Origin of the sequence: Chelativorans xinjiangensis (genome assembly GCF_009812055.1) — a bacterium.
GTDB lineage: Bacteria > Pseudomonadota > Alphaproteobacteria > Rhizobiales > Rhizobiaceae > Chelativorans > Chelativorans xinjiangense.
In genome coordinates this window covers 110,616-125,885 of sequence record NZ_WQNH01000006.1, presented here as the reverse complement: position 1 = coordinate 125,885, position 15,270 = coordinate 110,616, and the positions used below count along the sequence as shown (strand labels likewise).

Here is a 15,270-nt window from a genome sequence, read left to right as displayed (position 1 = left end):
TTCGCACGGCCCGTAAGGGATGTCATGGCAGAGAACCGCACAGAAATCGCTGAAACTTCCGACCTGCGGCGGCAACTGGCTTTCATGGTGCTGACGGCGATCACCGTCTGCGCCGTCTGCCTTGCGGCGCTACCGGCGCAGGCGGAGGAATCGTTCCAGCTCCGGCCGCACACGCGGGTCAAGGTAACGGTGGTGGAATGGGTGCCCAACCTGGGCGAATACCGGGAATGGACCCCCTTGAATGGCGAATACGCGGTTGCGCAGTCGGGTTCGATCTCGATACCGCTGGTCGGCGAAATCCCCGCCGCCGGGCGGACTGCCAGCGCCCTTGCATCCGAAATCGCCGAGGAATTGAAACGGCAGACGGGGCTCGTCACCCCACCGGTCACCACCGTCGAGGTGGTGCGGTATCCATCGCTCTATGTGACGGGCAGCGTCGACCGGCCCGGCGAGTTCGAGTACCGGCCGGGCCTCACCGTCCTGCAGGCACTGGCCATGGCGGGCGGGCGGGCGCGGAAGAGCGACCCGCAGGGCGGGTATTCGGAGCTGGAGCAGATCCGTTACGTGGGCGAAATCGGGCGTATCGATCTGGAATTGCAGCGGTCGATGGCGCGGCGGGCGCGGCTGGAAGCCGAACTCAGCGGGAGGCCCGCGATCGAATTTCAGGCGGAGATCGGCGGTGCCGGCCTCCCCGCCGCCACCGCGCAGATCCTGCGTGAGGAGGAAGCGATCTTCAAGGCCCGGACCGAGGCATTCGAGCGTCAGCTCGAATCCCTCGAAGAGCTGAGTGCGCTGTTCAGCGAGGAGATCGCGGTCCTCGATGAGAAGATGGTTGCGCAAGACCGGCAGGTCAGCATCGCCGAGGCCGAGCTCAAGGACATCTCCAAGCTCGTCAGCAGCGGCACGGCCACCCGGTCGCGTGAGACCGGACTGGAGCGCGTCGTTGCCGATCTGCAGAGCGGGCGGCTGGACCTGGCCATAGCCTCCATGCGCGCCAAGCAGAAACTGAGCGAGACGAACCGCGACGCACTGAGCCTCAAGGGGCAACGCAAGACCGAAATCGGCCGCGACCTGCAGACGGCCATTGCGGAAATCGAGGAACTGAAGTTGCGGCGGGAGATCAACGAAAGGCTGCTTCAGGCGACAGGCGCCTCGATCGCGAGACGTGACGTGCAGAAGGCCATCGAGGAGTATCCGCTGCGCTTCACCATCGTCCGGGGCGGGGAGAATGGCGACGCCCTCGAGGCTTCGCCCGGCACGGTGCTGGAGCCCGGCGACGTCCTCGAGGTGCGTCTCGATTTGCCGGAAGTAGCGGGCGAGACAGCGCCGGCAGCGGCCGCCGCTGAGATCAGCGGAATGCTTTCCCGGTAAGGGCGGCGCGACCGAACATGGGGTGAACAGGGGATGGTGGTTCAGGAGATTCGCAAGCTCAGCGGCGAACGCGGCGTGTCGGCGGCGAACAAGGAATACGTAACGTTTCGCGACATCTGGTCTTTCCTGCGCCGCCATATCCTGCTCCTCATCCTGATGACCGTGGTCGGCATCGCGCTCGGGGGGCTCTACGTCTCCAAGACCGAGCCGACCTATTCGGCCATCGCTCGTCTGGTGATCGATCACGAGCAGGCGCGCATCGCCTCCCAGGACCCCTCGACGGGAACAATCATCATCGAGGCGGCGGAAATCGCCAGCGAGGTCGAGATCGTCAAGTCCGAGGCGATCGCCAGGTCGGTGATTAAGGAGCTCAATCTCCTTGAAGACCCGGAAATCCTGGAGAGCCGGTCCTGGAGGTCGGCCATACGCTCGGGCATCGCCTTTCTCTTCACGCTTTTCCGGAACGAGCCGGATGCCGGTGAGGAGGATGCCGCGGGGGTGCCGGACGAAGAAGAGACCATGCGCCGGACCATGGCCGGCTTCCTGTCCAGGGTATCCGTTCGCCGCGTCGGGCAATCCTACGTGCTGGAGATCGGCTACACCTCGACCGATCCGGTGAAAGCGGCGAAGGCCGCGAACGCCATTGCCAGGGCCTATATGCAGGCGAGCCTCAACGCCAAGGCCGAGGCCCTGACGCGCGGCGCGGCGTGGTTGGAAGATCGGCTGATAGACGTCGCCCAGCAGACGCGCCAAGCCGCGCTCAACGTGGAGGAATACCGCAACAAGAACGGTATCACACAGGTCGGCGAGGCGGCCTCGCTCGACCACCAGCAGCTTTCCGAAATCAGCACGCAGCTCCTGGTGGCGCAGGCCAACAGGGCCACGGAATCGGCCAGGCTTGCAACCATCAACCGCCTGCTCGCCGGCGATATCATGGACGGTTATGTCGGCGAGGCGCTGAACAACACGCAGATCTACAAACTGCGCGAGGACCTTCAGGCGGCGACCGTCAAGCTGGAAACGCTGCAGAGCCGTTATGGAGCGGGCGGTGCGCCGGTGCGCGCGGCGAAAGAGGAGATTGCGCAGCTCGAAGGCGAGATCCGCCGCGAATTGGTGCGCATACAGGGTGTCTACAAGACGAACCTGGAGACCGCGATCACGCGCGAGAAGCTGTTGAGCGAACGGCTCGACGGCCTGAAGCAAGCCACTGCCGGCACGAACCTTGCCCGCGTCGAGCTCGCCGAGCTGGAAAGTCGGGCAGCGACCTACCGGCGCATGTATGAAAACCTGCTACAGCAGCTCCTCGCCGCCCTGCAGAAGCAGTCGTTTCCGATAGGCGACGCACGCATCGTCACCGCGGCGACACCGCCGCTGTCCAAGATGTGGCCGAAGACGACGCTGGTCCTGCCGTTCTCGATGCTGCTCGGTTTCGCCGCCGGCATAGGCCTTGCCGGCGCGCGCGAAATCCTCGACCGCCGCATCGGTTCGGGTGAGCGTCTTGGCCGTGAGTTGGGGCTGCCCATGCTCGGGCACGTGCCGGCGGCACGCTTCCGCCCGACCTGGGATCTGTCGTCGGGCAGCGAGACCGGCAGCCTGCGCTATGTGCTGGACGCGCCTTATTCGAGCTTTTCGGAAGCGTTGCGCAGCGTCAAGAACTCCATCGACGCGACCTTTCCGGCGAACGGGTCGATCATGCTGGGTATCACCTCGGTGGATGCCGGCGAGGGCAAGACGACCATCGCCACCAATCTGGCGCAGCTTTACCTGAACGAAGGCGTGTCCGTCATCCTCGTCGACGCCAATTTCCCTCACCCGCATATCAGCCATCTGGCGGCAGGGCAGGGCGAGGACCTGGGTCTCACCATGGCGCGGCTTACCGCACCATCTGTCGAGCCCGACAAGGCCGAGCGGCCCCTTCCGCGCTACAGCGAGCGCAAGACCAAGTCACGCTTCGCAGAAACGGAGCTGAAGGAGAAGGAGGGCGACCAGCCCTTGCTGCCGGAGAATCCCGACGATCTGGCGGCGGTGCCGGTGCTGACGGTCGATCAGATCAAGCGTTCGGCGCATCCCTCCCATCGCTATGGCCACCTGCCGGCTCTGAAGGCGCAGGTCGACATGCTTCGCGGCCGCTACACCGTCGTCATCGTTGACCTGTCGGCGTTCGAGAGCTCGGTCGATGCCCGTGTCGCCAGTTCCTATCTCGACGGCATCCTGCTTGTCATGGGCAATCATCGGAAGATGACGGTCGAGCGGCTGGCGGAGGCGCTGGCGACCTTCGGCAAGTCGCGTGTGAGCATTCTCGGCGTGATCTTCAATCGGAGCACGCGCCGCCGGCGGCCTGCCGGCCAGCTTCCCGCTCCACAGCTTTACGGCGGCAGCCATGGCGCAACCTGACGGCACCCGCTTTGCCATCGGCATTGCCACCAGCGGCAGGCGCGAAATCCTGAGAACGTTGCTGCCGCACTTGGCGCGGCAGGTCCGGCAGCCGGACGAGGTCGTCATCTGCGCCGCGTGTGAGGACGATGTCGACTTGGCGGCGCTGGACACGATCGGGCTCAATATACGTGTGCTTGTCGCCGAGCGCGGCCTGTGCCGGCAGCGCAATCATATCCTGCGCAATGTCCCCACCGCCGACATCCTGTTGTTCCTGGACGACGATTTCCTCATGGGGCCGTCCTATGTCGATGAGACGGAGCGGATTTTCGCGTCGGACCCGGAAGTGGTCATGTGCACGGGAACAGTCGATGCAGACGGGATCACCGGCCCCGGCATAGATGTTTCGGAGGCGCTGGCGATCATAGATCGCGGGCGCCATGATCCCACCGGGGCCCCGGCCGATCCGCAGGTGATTTACAATGCCTATGGCTGCAACATGGCCGTGCGCATGGCAATGGTGCGCGCCGAGGGATTGGCCTTCGACGAAAACCTGCCGCTTTACGGATGGCTGGAGGATGTCGACTTCAGCCGCCAGATGGCCCGCCACGGGAAGATCGTGGTTTCGCGGCGGCTGCGCGGGGTCCATCTCGGCACGAAGTCCGGCCGCACGTCCGGTGTCCGCTTCGGCTATTCGCAGATCGCCAACCCGATCTATCTCGTGCGCAAGAGAACCATGAGCTTCCGGCACGCTTCCGTGCAGATCGCGCGAAACCTCATCGCCAACACGGTCAAGCTTACCAAGCCCGAGCCGTGGGTGGACCGCAAGGGGCGCTTGAAGGGCAATCTCCGGGCGCTGGCGGATCTCGTTCGCGGCCGGCTGGCGCCGCAAAAAATCGTGGCGCTCGAATAGCCATGACACAGCCGAGGCCAGATCGCGTCGTCATCATCAACGATCGCTCAGCCGATGTGGGCGGTGCCTCCAATCTCTCGCGCCTTTCAGCGCGTCTGTTGCGGGAGAGGGGCATTCCGGTGACCTTCTTTGCAGGCGACCGGGCGGACGCGGCGGCAGTTGAGACCGATGCGGTCAACCTCAACGGTGCGCCGCTATTGGAACAAGGCCGCCTGTCGGCACTGGTCGGCGGCCTTTACAATGCCTCAGCATTTGCCGCCCTTCGCGGGCTCATCGACACCTCGGACACGCCATCGACCGTCTACCATGTGCACGGGTGGTCGAAGATCCTTTCGCCAGCGATCTTTCGGGCGCTGAACACGGTGCGCGAACGTGTCGTCCTGCACGCGCACGACTATTTTCTCGCTTGCCCGAATGGCGGCTTCGTCAACTATCGGACGGCGTCTGTCTGCTCCCTTGCGCCGATGTCGGCACGCTGCCTCCTGACGCAATGCGACAAGCGCGGCGTGCACCAGAAGATGTGGCGTTCGGCGCGGCATGCCTTGCGCCAAGGCCTGTACGATATCCGGCGTCAGCCGGCGAATATCGTTTTCGTGCATGAGGAAATGCAGAGCTATTTCAAGCGCGCCGGCATAGTGGACCAACGCGTCGTCACGATCCGCAATCCGGTAGAGCCATTCTTGCAGACCCGCGCGGAGCCCTGGAAATCCCGGGATTTTTTCTTCATCGCCCGACTGGAGCCGGAGAAAGGATTTGAGGATGCCGCAAGGGCCGCGCGTATGGCGGGGGTGCGGCTTCACGTGGTCGGGGATGGGGCGGGGCGGGCGCTTTTGGAGCGTTCCTATCCGGAGGTCGTTCTGCATGGCTGGAAGAAGCGGGAAGAGATCGCCCAGCTTGCGCGGAAGGCACGCGCCGTCGTCGTCTCCTCGCGCGTGCCCGAGCCATTTGGCCTGGCGGCGCTGGAGGCAATCGGCAGCGGCATTCCCGTTATCGTGCCGTCGCAGGCGCTCGTGAGCCGCGAGATCGTCGAGGCGGACTGCGGGTTGGGCTTCACGACCGGCAACGTCGATTCGCTCGCCGAGGCCATGCGGGCGATGGCGTGCGACGACCTCGGCGTGCGCCGCATGGGCCGGAACGGCTTTCAGGAGGCCCCGCGCATGGCCCACACACCGCAATCCTGGGGCGATGCGCTGATGGCGCTCTATGCGGACGTTCTGAAACATGCACGTCCGCCGCTGGAAATGGCCACGGCCGGTGCGGCGCGCGGCGCCGCAAAGGTGTATCCGCTCTCGTAGGTTCTAAGACTTTTGGGCGGCGTGCGAGCAAGAGATTCAAGATGAAGCCGTATGGGAGGGCGGGGATATGAAATAGGGGAAGTGGGCTTAATCCCCGCCATCGAAATATCTGTATAAGTTACACCAATAGAATTATATCTGATTGGTTATTCACATTATAATCTGTTCCTGCAGCTGGCAATGAGGTCAGCTAAGTATATTCACACTTGGGGAATTTTTATGCTGTCTACGCTGGATAGCGCCACTCGTGAATCTGTCCACTCCCATGCCTCGCACAGACGGGGAACCGGAGAATCCATAAAACGTTCTCTCGACGTGTCCATCGCTCTTTTGTCGCTCCTGTTTCTGTTCCCCGCCTTTGCCATCATCTGCATTCTTCTGCTGGTGCACGACGGCTGGCCGCTGATCTATCGGCACAAGCGGGTTGGCCGCGACGGGAAGACGTTCGATTGCCTCAAATTCCGCACCATGCGCCGCGATGCCGACAAGGTGCTCCACGACCTGTTGAGCACGAGCGAGGCCGCGCGGGGCGAATGGAGCACGCAGCACAAGCTGCGGCGGGACCCGCGGATCCATCGGCTTGGCCGCTTCCTCCGGATGACCAGCCTCGACGAGATTCCCCAGTTCATCAATGTCCTGCGCGGCGAGATGAGCATTGTCGGGCCACGGCCGATCGTGGAGGACGAAATCCCCCGCTATGGCGACCGGATACACTGCTACCTGTCGATGACACCCGGCATCACCGGCCTTTGGCAGGTCTCGGGGCGAAGCGACACCTCATACGATTATCGCGTCGACCTCGATGCGGAATATCACCGAACCCGCTCGCTCAATCTCGACCTGAGGATCATGTGGCGGACGGTTGGCGTGCTGCTGTTCGACCGAAACGGCTGCTGAAACAGCTCACAGGATGAAAACGGCGAGGATGGCGATCCAGAAAACGAGACAGAAGGCAATGACGAGCCAGCGGATCGCGGCCTTGGTGCTCAGCGATCTCAGCGGCCAGGCCAGGAATATGCGGCCCAGATATGTCTCCCTTCCCGCGTTCCGCGCCATCCGTTCAGTATCCGTCAAGGTTGCGGCCAGTCCGGCTGCCGGGCCGGCGTGCACCACCGTTCAAACGAGAATGTCCCATGCGGCTGTACTCGAAGTGTTCCTGATGCCGAAGGCGGTGAATCAACGTCAGCTCGCGACGAAAACTATCCGATGAAAGGGCGGCCGTGAATACCGGGGATGAAGAACGGCGTCTACATCGACAGCAGGGCAAGTCATGGGGGCAGGGATAGTGGTTGAGACAAAAGGGGCGAGCTCCGGAGCGGAACCGAGACGGACGTTCCGCCTGAGCGTCCCCGCCATCGTTGGTGGCGGCCTTTGGGCGCTTTCGGCCAAGCTCACCTCCCAGGTAGCGCAGCTTTCTGCGTTCATCGTCGCCGCGCGCATCCTGACGCCGGCGGAATTCGGTTTCTTCGCCTTCAGTTCCGCGGTTGCCATCTTCCTCGTGGTGTTGGCCGAGGGGGGATGGGCCGAATTCGTCATGAAGTCGGCCGATGGGGAAGGGCGCCTCGACCAGGTTACGACCATCTCGCTCGCGAGCGGTCTTCTGTTCACGGCCCTTGGGTTGGGTGCCGCCGGCATTCTCTACGGCGTCTTCGACCAGGTCTGGGAGGCATCGCTTCTGGCGCTGTTCTGTTGCTGGATACTGCCTTCGGCGATGACGACAGTCTATGACGGGGTGCTTGTCCATCGCGGGCAATTGCACAGCCAGGCGATCATCCGGATCACTGCCGAGGCGGCGGGGCTCGCTTTGGCCGTCCTCGGGCTGTTCATAGGGTGGAACGTCTTCGCCCTCGTCGCCGGGCGGCTGGCGATGCAACTTGTGATCCTGTGCGGCTCGATCTTCGCCGTCGGTTGGGTGCGGCCCGTCGGTCCGACCCGGCTCGTCGTGCGCGAAGTGCTGCGGTTCTCAAAGCATGTCATCACCAACAGGCTGATCGTCTTCTTCCGCTCCTATTCGGGAACGTTCGCCGTGGGCGGTTTTCTCGGTCTGGCCGAGGTCGGCTACTACCGCGCCGCCGAGCGCATCGTGGCGGCGTTCTACGAGCTCGTGGGCGAGCCGGCGCGCACGCTCGCATGGATCGTCTTCCGGCGCGCGCGCGACCGTGAGGACACGGAAGCGGGTAGGGAAGATGCGGTCAGGAGAGCGGGAAACATGCTGCTCCCGGTCCTTCTGGCCGTCGCTGCACCTGTCTTTCTGGGGTTGGCACTGGTCTCTGGCAGCTTCGTCGATCTCTTGCTTGGGGAGGTATGGGGACCAGCGGCTGTGGTGGTGAGTATCCTTTCGATAAGGCAGTTGCTGCTGATCACCGGCAGCATGACCGAGCCGCTGCTTGCCATCAAAGGCAACATCCGCAGGTTGGCCCCGGTCGGCTTGGCAAATTCGCTCGTTTCCGTTGGTCTCATCGTCGTCCTCGCGCCCTTCGGCTTGCTGGCGGTGGCATGCGGGCAGGTTCTCGCCGCCGTGGTGGCCTTCACGACTTTGGTCTGGCTGCAAGGGCGCTATGGTGGCCTCGACTGGTATGGCGTTGTACGCGGCAGCGGTTTCGTCGCGCTCGCCGTTGCTGGCATGCTCTGTGCTGTCTTTGCGCTGGGTCGGGTAGTCGATCTCTCCACGCTGCCTCCCTTGGCGGCGCTCGCGCTTCAGGCGACGGCCGGTGCCGCGGGCTACCTGCTTGTCCTGCTCCTTTTGAGGAAATTCGCCACGGGCATGTTTCCCGCCCTGGCGGCGGAGCATACCTCCGCGTCCCAGGCGGCGGTGGGCGATCAGAATGCGAACGCTGGTCCATTGCGGGCGGAGGCAAGCGTACAGTCGATGACCAGGCGCGGGCTTTTCCGCCTCGGCTAGGCGCGGCCCGCCGGCCGATCGGAAAAGACATTCATCGAACAAGGACGGGACGATGAATATGATCTCCAAGCAAGGTGCCCGCCGGGCCCTCGCGCGCGCGGCCAGGACCGCGCACTCGTCGCTGGCTCCTTTGCGCGCGGCCCGGGAGGCTGCGTTTCCTGTCGCCGTTCCCCTGCCGCTTCTCGGGCGCTTACGCCACCTATGCCGAGGCGCTTACAGCGGCCGCCGGAAGGGGGCTGGCGGGCTACGATCACGACGAGATCGCCGACGTGGCCTTCGAGAAGATGTGCCATGTCGCGCTGTGGGACTATCCGGTGCTTTTCTGGCTGCGCCAGATGTCCGGCGAGGTCAGATTCCTGATCGACGCTGGTGGCCATATGGGTACCAAGTACCGCGCCTTCCGCGACCTGTTGCCGATAACGGACGACTGGCACTGGACGGTCTACGACCTTCCGGCCATCGTCCGCGCCGGGCGGCTGCGCGCAGAGGCGGACGGTCTGACGGGCCTGCGCTTCGTGGAGCGGCTGGAGGATGCCGGGGCAGCCGAAGTCTTCCTCGGCTCCGGGCTCCTGCAATATCTCGATGTGCCCTTGTCGAACCTTCTTCGACGGTTGCCGTGGGCACCGCGTCACCTTATTCTCAACAAGGTTGCGTTGCGCGAGGGGCCGACAGTCGTCACGCTGGAGCGGATCGGCAAGGCGAGGGTGCCCTACCAGATGCGCAACGAGGACACTTTCCTGCGCGACGTGCAAAGCCTCGGCTACAGCCTCGTCGACCGCTGGTCGATCCCCTCGCTGTCGCATGTGATCGATACGCATCCCGAATTGGGGGCGAGCGAAAGCGCGGGGTTCTATTTCAGGCTGACCTGAGAAGCCGCTCCTGCTTGGGCTGGAGGTGGGAGCCCTTCTCGAACTGGTCCTTCAGGTGATCGGCAAGGCGGACGGCAAGTGCCACGATCATGAGGGTCGGGTTGGCGTGGCCCGCGGTGGGAAAGACCGAGCTTCCGGCGATATAGAGCCCTTCCATGCCGTGGACACGCGCGTTCTCGTCGACGACACTGGTCGCCGCGTCGCGTCCCATGCGCGTCGTGCAGGCTGGGTGAGCCATGTCGCTGAAGGCCGCTCTGCTGTGGTCGCGGCGCAGGATCCAGTCCGCCAGCCCGGGCTGAGGCAGGCCGACGCGCTGAAACTCCGCCGACATCAATTCGGCAAGCCGTGCGACGCTAGCGACCTCCTGCGGCGAAATCTTCCAGTTGACGCGCGCGAGCGGCATGCCCAGCCGGTCCCGGCGAGCGGAGAGGGCGACGCGGCTTTCCTGATCCGGGCGCTGCTCGACCATGGTGTCGAAACGTATGCCCTTGAGCCGGCGCGGCAGCCCGCGCTTCAGCACCAGACGGCGGTGAAGGCCGGCGGCAAGGAGCGTCGGGGAGGAAAGCACACGCCATGCGTGCCGCATCCGGTTTCCGTCCCGGCCTCGGGCGAGGCGCCTCAGCGCCACCCAGGGATCGTCCTCGGCGAGTTCCTGTACCGGATAGGCCGCGCAATTGAGCAGGCCTTCCCGCTCCTGTAGCCGCGGACTGAGGGTGAGGCCGTGCAGGTAGAACTGTGTCCGAGGGTCGGATGCAAGGCCATAGAAGCCGAAGTGCCGGGCGATGGCCGCTGCCTGTTCCTCGTCGAAGCGGGCGATGACGGTGCGTGGGTGGTCGGCGAGATAGCGGCCGACAAGGCCATGGCCGTTGCCGATGCCGCCGGAGGCGAGCAGCAGGCGTGGGTTCTCGATGCCGCCGGCGCTGAGCACCACCATATCCGCCCGCACCGATGCATGGGCGCCGTCGAGGGAGCGGAGGTCGAGCGAGACGACCCTTTGTCCCGTCTCGTCCGTGTTGAGATGCGTCACGGTGGCGTTGGTGAGGATCTCGACATTGGGGGCGTCGAACTTTCCGATCTCATCGCCGAAACGCAGCGGTTCGGCGCGTTCGCGCGCATGGCTGAACTGCCAGAAGAACGGGCGAAGCAGCTCCCGATTTATCCGAAGATCGGCGGGTGGCGAGCGGAGGAGGCTGTAGAGCGTCTCGTCATAGACGTTCGGCCCGAGGTTGAGCATGACGGCGGCGCGGTCGAGCACGCCCGAAAGGCTCTCGCGGGAGATTGGCCATCCCGAACCTGGGACCCAGTGGCGCTCGGCGAAGTCGATCTCGTCGAAGGCGGCGCATTTCCCGACCCAGGTATGGGTGCTGCCGCCGACCAGCCGGTTGCGCAGCTCGAATGCAGGGATGTCGTTGAGCCATGAAAGCTCGTCCGTATAGCCGCGGCCGGGCGCGGTGCCGCGCTCGATCGGCTCGCCGATATTATCGACTTGGTTGAGGGCTTGTGCTCCAGGTTCGAAGCCGGCGCCGCCGCTTTCGAGAACGAGGACCCGTATCTTGGTATTGGCGAGTTCACGTGCGATGGTCAGTCCGGCCGGGCCGGCGCCGATGATCGCCAAATCCGCCTTCAGAGACGTTCCCGCCGGCATGGATTGCAAGTCGAGGATTTTCACAGCGGGCCCCGCCGAACTGGAAATTCCCATGCTAGCAAACAATCCGCGATGCCCGTACTCAGCCAAATTGCCTATAATAAATGCCTTGCTAATGGATTTGGGTACTAGCGGATAACGCGCTCGGTAAGTTGAAAGATATCATAGGCTTATTTGAATAATTCGCGCCCGCGAAATAGGCTTGAAGAACTAAGGGCGGCTCGATGGCGTGGGAGTTCATCCTGCAGGCGATAGCGATATCGACAGGCGCGCCGCCGCAACGTCACCGGCATTTCGGGAAACAGGCGATGGCAAGGGTCGGGTTGCGGGAATGGTTCGCCGTCGGGCGGGTCGTGATGTCGGGGCGTCTTGCCCGCTATGGCGGTGGAGGCGAGGGCCCGTTGACGCGGTTCGAGGCCGATTATTCGGAGAAATTCGGGGTCAAGCATACGCTTGCGGTAAGCAGCGGAACGGGTGCGCTGATCTGCGCACTCGCAGCGGCCGGCGTGGGGCCGGGCGACGAGGTGCTGGTGCCTGCCTATACCTGGATCGCCACCGCCGCAGCACCCCTTGCCGTCGGCGCCGTTCCTGTGCTTGTCGACATCGACCAGACGCTGACCATGGATCCGGCTGACATCCTGCGCAAGATCACGCCGCGCACGCGTGCCATCTTGCCGGTGCATATGGCCAACATGGTCTGCGACATGGACCGGATCATGGAGATTGCCCGTAAGCACGGGCTCCTCGTCATCGAGGACGCCTGCCAGGCCGTCGGCGCCTCCTACAAGGGAAGACGGGTCGGCGCGATCGGCGATATCGGCGCCTACAGCTTCAACCAGTTCAAGAACATCAACATCGGCGAAGGCGGAGCCGTCGTCACCAACAGCGACCGCTATTTCGCACGTGCGCGGATGTATCACGATGTGGGCGCTGTGTTCCGTGGCCATCTCGACAACGACAATGAGCCGCATTTCTTCGGCGTGAACCTGAAGGCGAGCCAGATCCAGGGGGCGATGCTCAATGTGCAGCTCGCCAAGCTCGATCCGATGATCCGCCGCATGCGCAAGCGCTATCGGCTCATGTCGCGCATCCTGGCTTCCTCGCCTGCTTTCCGGGTCGGCCCGCACAACGACGTGGAGAACGCGGTTGGGCTGCACCTGATATTCGAGAGTGCCGAGGAAGCGGAGCGCTTCGCCGGCCGCAACCGGCGCGGGGTTTACAGGCTCTACGATTCAAGCCGTCATGTTTACACCAACTGGGTGCCCATTCTCGAACAGCGTGCCGCCCATCCCAAGATGAACCCCTTCGCCTGGGCCTCGCCCAGGATCGAGTATACGCCAGACATGTGCGCACGCACGCTCGACATCCTGCAGCGCACCTGCCGCATCAGCTTGGGCGAGAACTATCCCTCGCCCCTGGCGGCTTTCCTTGCGCGGCGCATGGCGAACGGAGCCGATCCGGCGAGGAGGCTTTCCTATGCGGTATAGACCCCTTACCATCGGCCCCGATGTCGTCGACATCTGGCGCTGGCCGCTCGACGTCGGGATGGACGACCTGCCGCGTTACGTGACCGCGCTCAGCGATGGAGAGTTCGCACGCGCCTCGCGCTTCGTGCACGAGCGCGATCGCCTGCGCTTCATAGTCGGGCGAGGCAAGCTGCGCGAGATCATCGGCCGTTATCTGGGCGTGCCGGCCAGGCGCCTCTCCTTCGCTTGCAACGCGTTCGGGAAGCCGCGCCTGGCGGCATCGCGGCCGCCGCTGCATTTCAATCTCAGCCATACCGGCGGCATGGCGGTCCTGGCGGTGTCGGACAGGTATCATGTCGGCATCGACATCGAGAAGATCGTGCCGCTCAGGGAGGACGTGGCGGGCCACTTCTTCTCGCCCGGCGAACGCCTGACGCTGCGCAACGTACCGCCGGACGGCTATCTCGAAGCCTTCTACCGGTGCTGGACGCGCAAGGAGGCATTCGTGAAGGCGCACGGGGCGGGGCTTTCCCTGCCGCTCGAGGCCTTCGACGTGTCGATCGATTCCGTTGGCGAGCCGAAGCTGCTGCGGCTCGAAGGGGATCCTGAAGCGCCAGCGCAGTGGCGGCTTCTCAACCTGGCCCTGCCGGCAGGCTTCGTGGGTGCGATGGCGGCTCTGACGGCCGGCAACGATATCTCGCTGCGTTATCGGTCGGATGAAACGGCGAAAGATATGCGGGAGGAAATGCCGCTTGCGGCGCCTGTTCGGCGAGCCTCGTCCAACAATCAGCTGTTCAACCGCGCATCGAGGATGTAGCGGCCGCCGGCGGCATCGAAATGGTGGCAGCCGGCGAGGCCGGGCTTGAAGTCGGGAACGATCGTCCTGATGCATCTCTCGCGATAGGCCTCGCGGCTCAGCTCCTGGATCTCCATGATATTGAGGCCATAGCCATAAATGCCGTAGGCGTTGTTCTGCGACGGCCGGAACAGGCGGCCATGGCGGGCGAAGACCCTGCCGGCATTGCGCGCGACGGTGCTGCCGATGACCACAGGATTGCGCGCATGCGGGACGATGCGCGACAATTTGGGCCCGTCGACCTCGAATGCGTGGAGTTCGCTGCAATGATCCTCGTATGCGTGGTGGTCGGACAGATTGGACAGGAGCCACCATTTGCCTTTGTGCCGGAAAAGGGTGCTGTCGGCGGCCGAGTAGCCGTCGAGCGCGGTTGCATAGAGCTCCCATTTCAAGGGAAAGCCGGTGCAGCGCCAGATCTCGATGCGTTTTTCCTGATGCGTTTCCGGCATCATGAAAATGCCCTTGCCGTTGCGGAATACGAAGGGGAAGGAGAGGTGGCTGGCACTCTCTATCGCCGGACCGAGCGGCTCTATCCCATCGCCCCTCAGCCTGCCGACGGCGATATGGGCTTTGCGGTCGCCGACCGCATAGTTCTCGTAGAAGACATAAAAGTCGTCGCCATGCCTGAAGAGAAAGGGGTCGGCCTTGATCGAGTCTTTTGCGGGCGGAAGTTCGACGGCAAGATGCGGATCGAAATGCTCGACGGAGCCGGCGCCGCTATAGAGCGTCCAGACGGCCGTCTCCACGCCCGCTTTTCTCCGTAGCTCCTTCGCCGCGCGTGCGGCCGCCGCGCGTACCAGTCCGAGGGCATAGCGCGCGACCTCTGCCGTGCCTGGCGGGCCGGCGGGCCGAGCCGAAGCCGTGTCGTGCCCAGATGTGAGGCTTCCGGTATCGGCCAGCCGCCGCAGCTCTCTCATGAGCAGGATCACGGCCTTTTCCTTAAGGAAAGCCGAATTTCTGGCCGCGCTGAATTTTGGGTTGAAGGCGGCCGAGGCGATTTGTTCAACGGGGCCTCCTCCGCCATGATTGACGTTGAGCCCTATTTGCACCGTTGGCGCACCGGCGCTGACCTCGGCAAAGCTGCACCAGTCCGCGGTACGGGATTTAAGATCGGCGAACGTCAACGCCCATTCTCCGTATGGGAGCGTGGCGACGAAGGCGTCTGGGAGCCCCCGGGGGACCGTGCGGAGGACAAGATCGAGGCGCAGGTCTTCCAGGGCCGGCGATCCGATCGTGGGGCCAGAACCCGCTTCGCCAAGGTGGATGAACTCGGTCCGCCGGCGGATGTCTTCGAAATAACTCGGACGATAGGCAGGCTGGCGAGCAAACAGCAGGCGGTCGACCTTTGCGACGAGGTCGAAAAGGGGCGTCGTGCAGTGTTGGCCGTAACCGCCCGGGTGTATCAACACGGCCTTGAGATCAAAGCGCGGGTCGGCAAACAGCCGGTCGAAAAGCTGCAGCTCCCAGTTTTCGAAACCCTCTTCGCTACCGACAAGGATGCCGATGCGAAGGGGAGGCCGGTTGCTTTTGCCCGTCCACTCCAGGACCGGCTGAACATAGGCCTTGCCATTGAAGCGCAA

General features: G+C 63.9%; 12 protein-coding genes. 9 read left to right on the top strand and 3 right to left on the bottom strand.

Features of this window, described 5'->3' with window-relative positions:
- Positions 1 to 24 precede the first annotated feature (24 nt).
- The 5 genes from GM910_RS06650 to GM910_RS06630 all read left to right on the top strand — a co-directional run bounded on the left by GM910_RS06650 (position 25) and on the right by GM910_RS06630 (position 6,849).
- Entirely contained in the window at positions 25 to 1,371 is a 1,347-nt protein-coding gene (locus GM910_RS06650) for a polysaccharide biosynthesis/export family protein (RefSeq protein WP_246225887.1), read from the top strand.
- A gap of 33 nt (positions 1,372 to 1,404) precedes the next feature.
- A complete protein-coding gene (locus GM910_RS06645; RefSeq protein ID WP_159586724.1) occupies positions 1,405 to 3,765 on the top strand; it encodes a GumC family protein in 2,361 nt (786 codons plus the stop codon).
- On the top strand, positions 3,752 to 4,657 hold the full coding sequence (locus tag GM910_RS06640) for a glycosyltransferase family 2 protein (RefSeq protein ID WP_159586723.1): 906 nt from the start codon (positions 3,752 to 3,754) through the stop codon (positions 4,655 to 4,657). The genes GM910_RS06645 and GM910_RS06640 overlap by 14 nt, the downstream gene beginning before the upstream one ends.
- Positions 4,658 to 4,659: 2 nt before the next feature.
- Positions 4,660 to 5,952, top strand: coding sequence for a glycosyltransferase family 4 protein (locus tag GM910_RS06635; RefSeq protein WP_159586722.1), 1,293 nt, complete (start codon positions 4,660 to 4,662; stop codon positions 5,950 to 5,952).
- A gap of 180 nt (positions 5,953 to 6,132) precedes the next feature.
- Complete coding sequence (locus GM910_RS06630; protein ID WP_343032968.1) at positions 6,133 to 6,849, top strand: sugar transferase; 717 nt, start codon at positions 6,133 to 6,135, stop codon at positions 6,847 to 6,849.
- Between the two features lie 6 nt (positions 6,850 to 6,855).
- Here the strand turns inward: GM910_RS06630 and GM910_RS06625 are convergent, their stop codons facing one another.
- The gene (locus GM910_RS06625) at positions 6,856 to 7,008 is read right to left on the bottom strand and encodes a hypothetical protein (protein ID WP_159586720.1); all 153 of its coding nucleotides are present in this window, start codon (positions 7,006 to 7,008) and stop codon (positions 6,856 to 6,858) included.
- Positions 7,009 to 7,237: 229 nt separating this feature from the next.
- On the opposite strand from GM910_RS06625, the gene GM910_RS06620 reads away from it, so the two are divergent.
- Positions 7,238 to 8,854: an oligosaccharide flippase family protein gene (locus tag GM910_RS06620; RefSeq protein WP_246225885.1), complete on the top strand. Its 1,617-nt coding sequence runs from the start codon at positions 7,238 to 7,240 to the stop codon at positions 8,852 to 8,854.
- A 74-nt stretch (positions 8,855 to 8,928) separates the two neighbouring features.
- Positions 8,929 to 9,723, top strand: coding sequence for a methyltransferase, TIGR04325 family (locus GM910_RS06615; protein ID WP_246225884.1), 795 nt, complete (start codon positions 8,929 to 8,931; stop codon positions 9,721 to 9,723).
- On the opposite strand, the gene GM910_RS06610 is transcribed toward GM910_RS06615, so the two are convergent.
- Positions 9,710 to 11,392, bottom strand: a complete 1,683-nt coding sequence (locus GM910_RS06610; RefSeq protein ID WP_159586718.1) for a GMC oxidoreductase — start codon at positions 11,390 to 11,392, stop codon at positions 9,710 to 9,712. The genes GM910_RS06615 and GM910_RS06610 overlap by 14 nt on opposite strands.
- Positions 11,393 to 11,676: 284 nt before the next feature.
- Between GM910_RS06610 and GM910_RS06605 the strand changes: the two genes are divergently transcribed.
- Both GM910_RS06605 and GM910_RS06600 read left to right on the top strand, forming a co-directional pair.
- Positions 11,677 to 12,855 carry a DegT/DnrJ/EryC1/StrS family aminotransferase gene (locus GM910_RS06605; RefSeq protein ID WP_159586717.1) on the top strand — a complete coding sequence of 393 codons (1,179 nt, stop codon included), beginning with the start codon at positions 11,677 to 11,679 and terminating at the stop codon, positions 12,853 to 12,855.
- Positions 12,845 to 13,651: a 4'-phosphopantetheinyl transferase family protein gene (locus tag GM910_RS06600; protein WP_159586716.1), complete on the top strand. Its 807-nt coding sequence runs from the start codon at positions 12,845 to 12,847 to the stop codon at positions 13,649 to 13,651. Before GM910_RS06605 ends, GM910_RS06600 begins: the two co-directional genes overlap by 11 nt.
- Here the strand turns inward: GM910_RS06600 and GM910_RS06595 are convergent.
- A complete protein-coding gene (locus tag GM910_RS06595; RefSeq protein ID WP_246225883.1) occupies positions 13,621 to 15,270 on the bottom strand; it encodes a glucosamine inositolphosphorylceramide transferase family protein in 1,650 nt (549 codons plus the stop codon). The two genes, GM910_RS06600 and GM910_RS06595, sit on opposite strands and share 31 nt — an antisense overlap.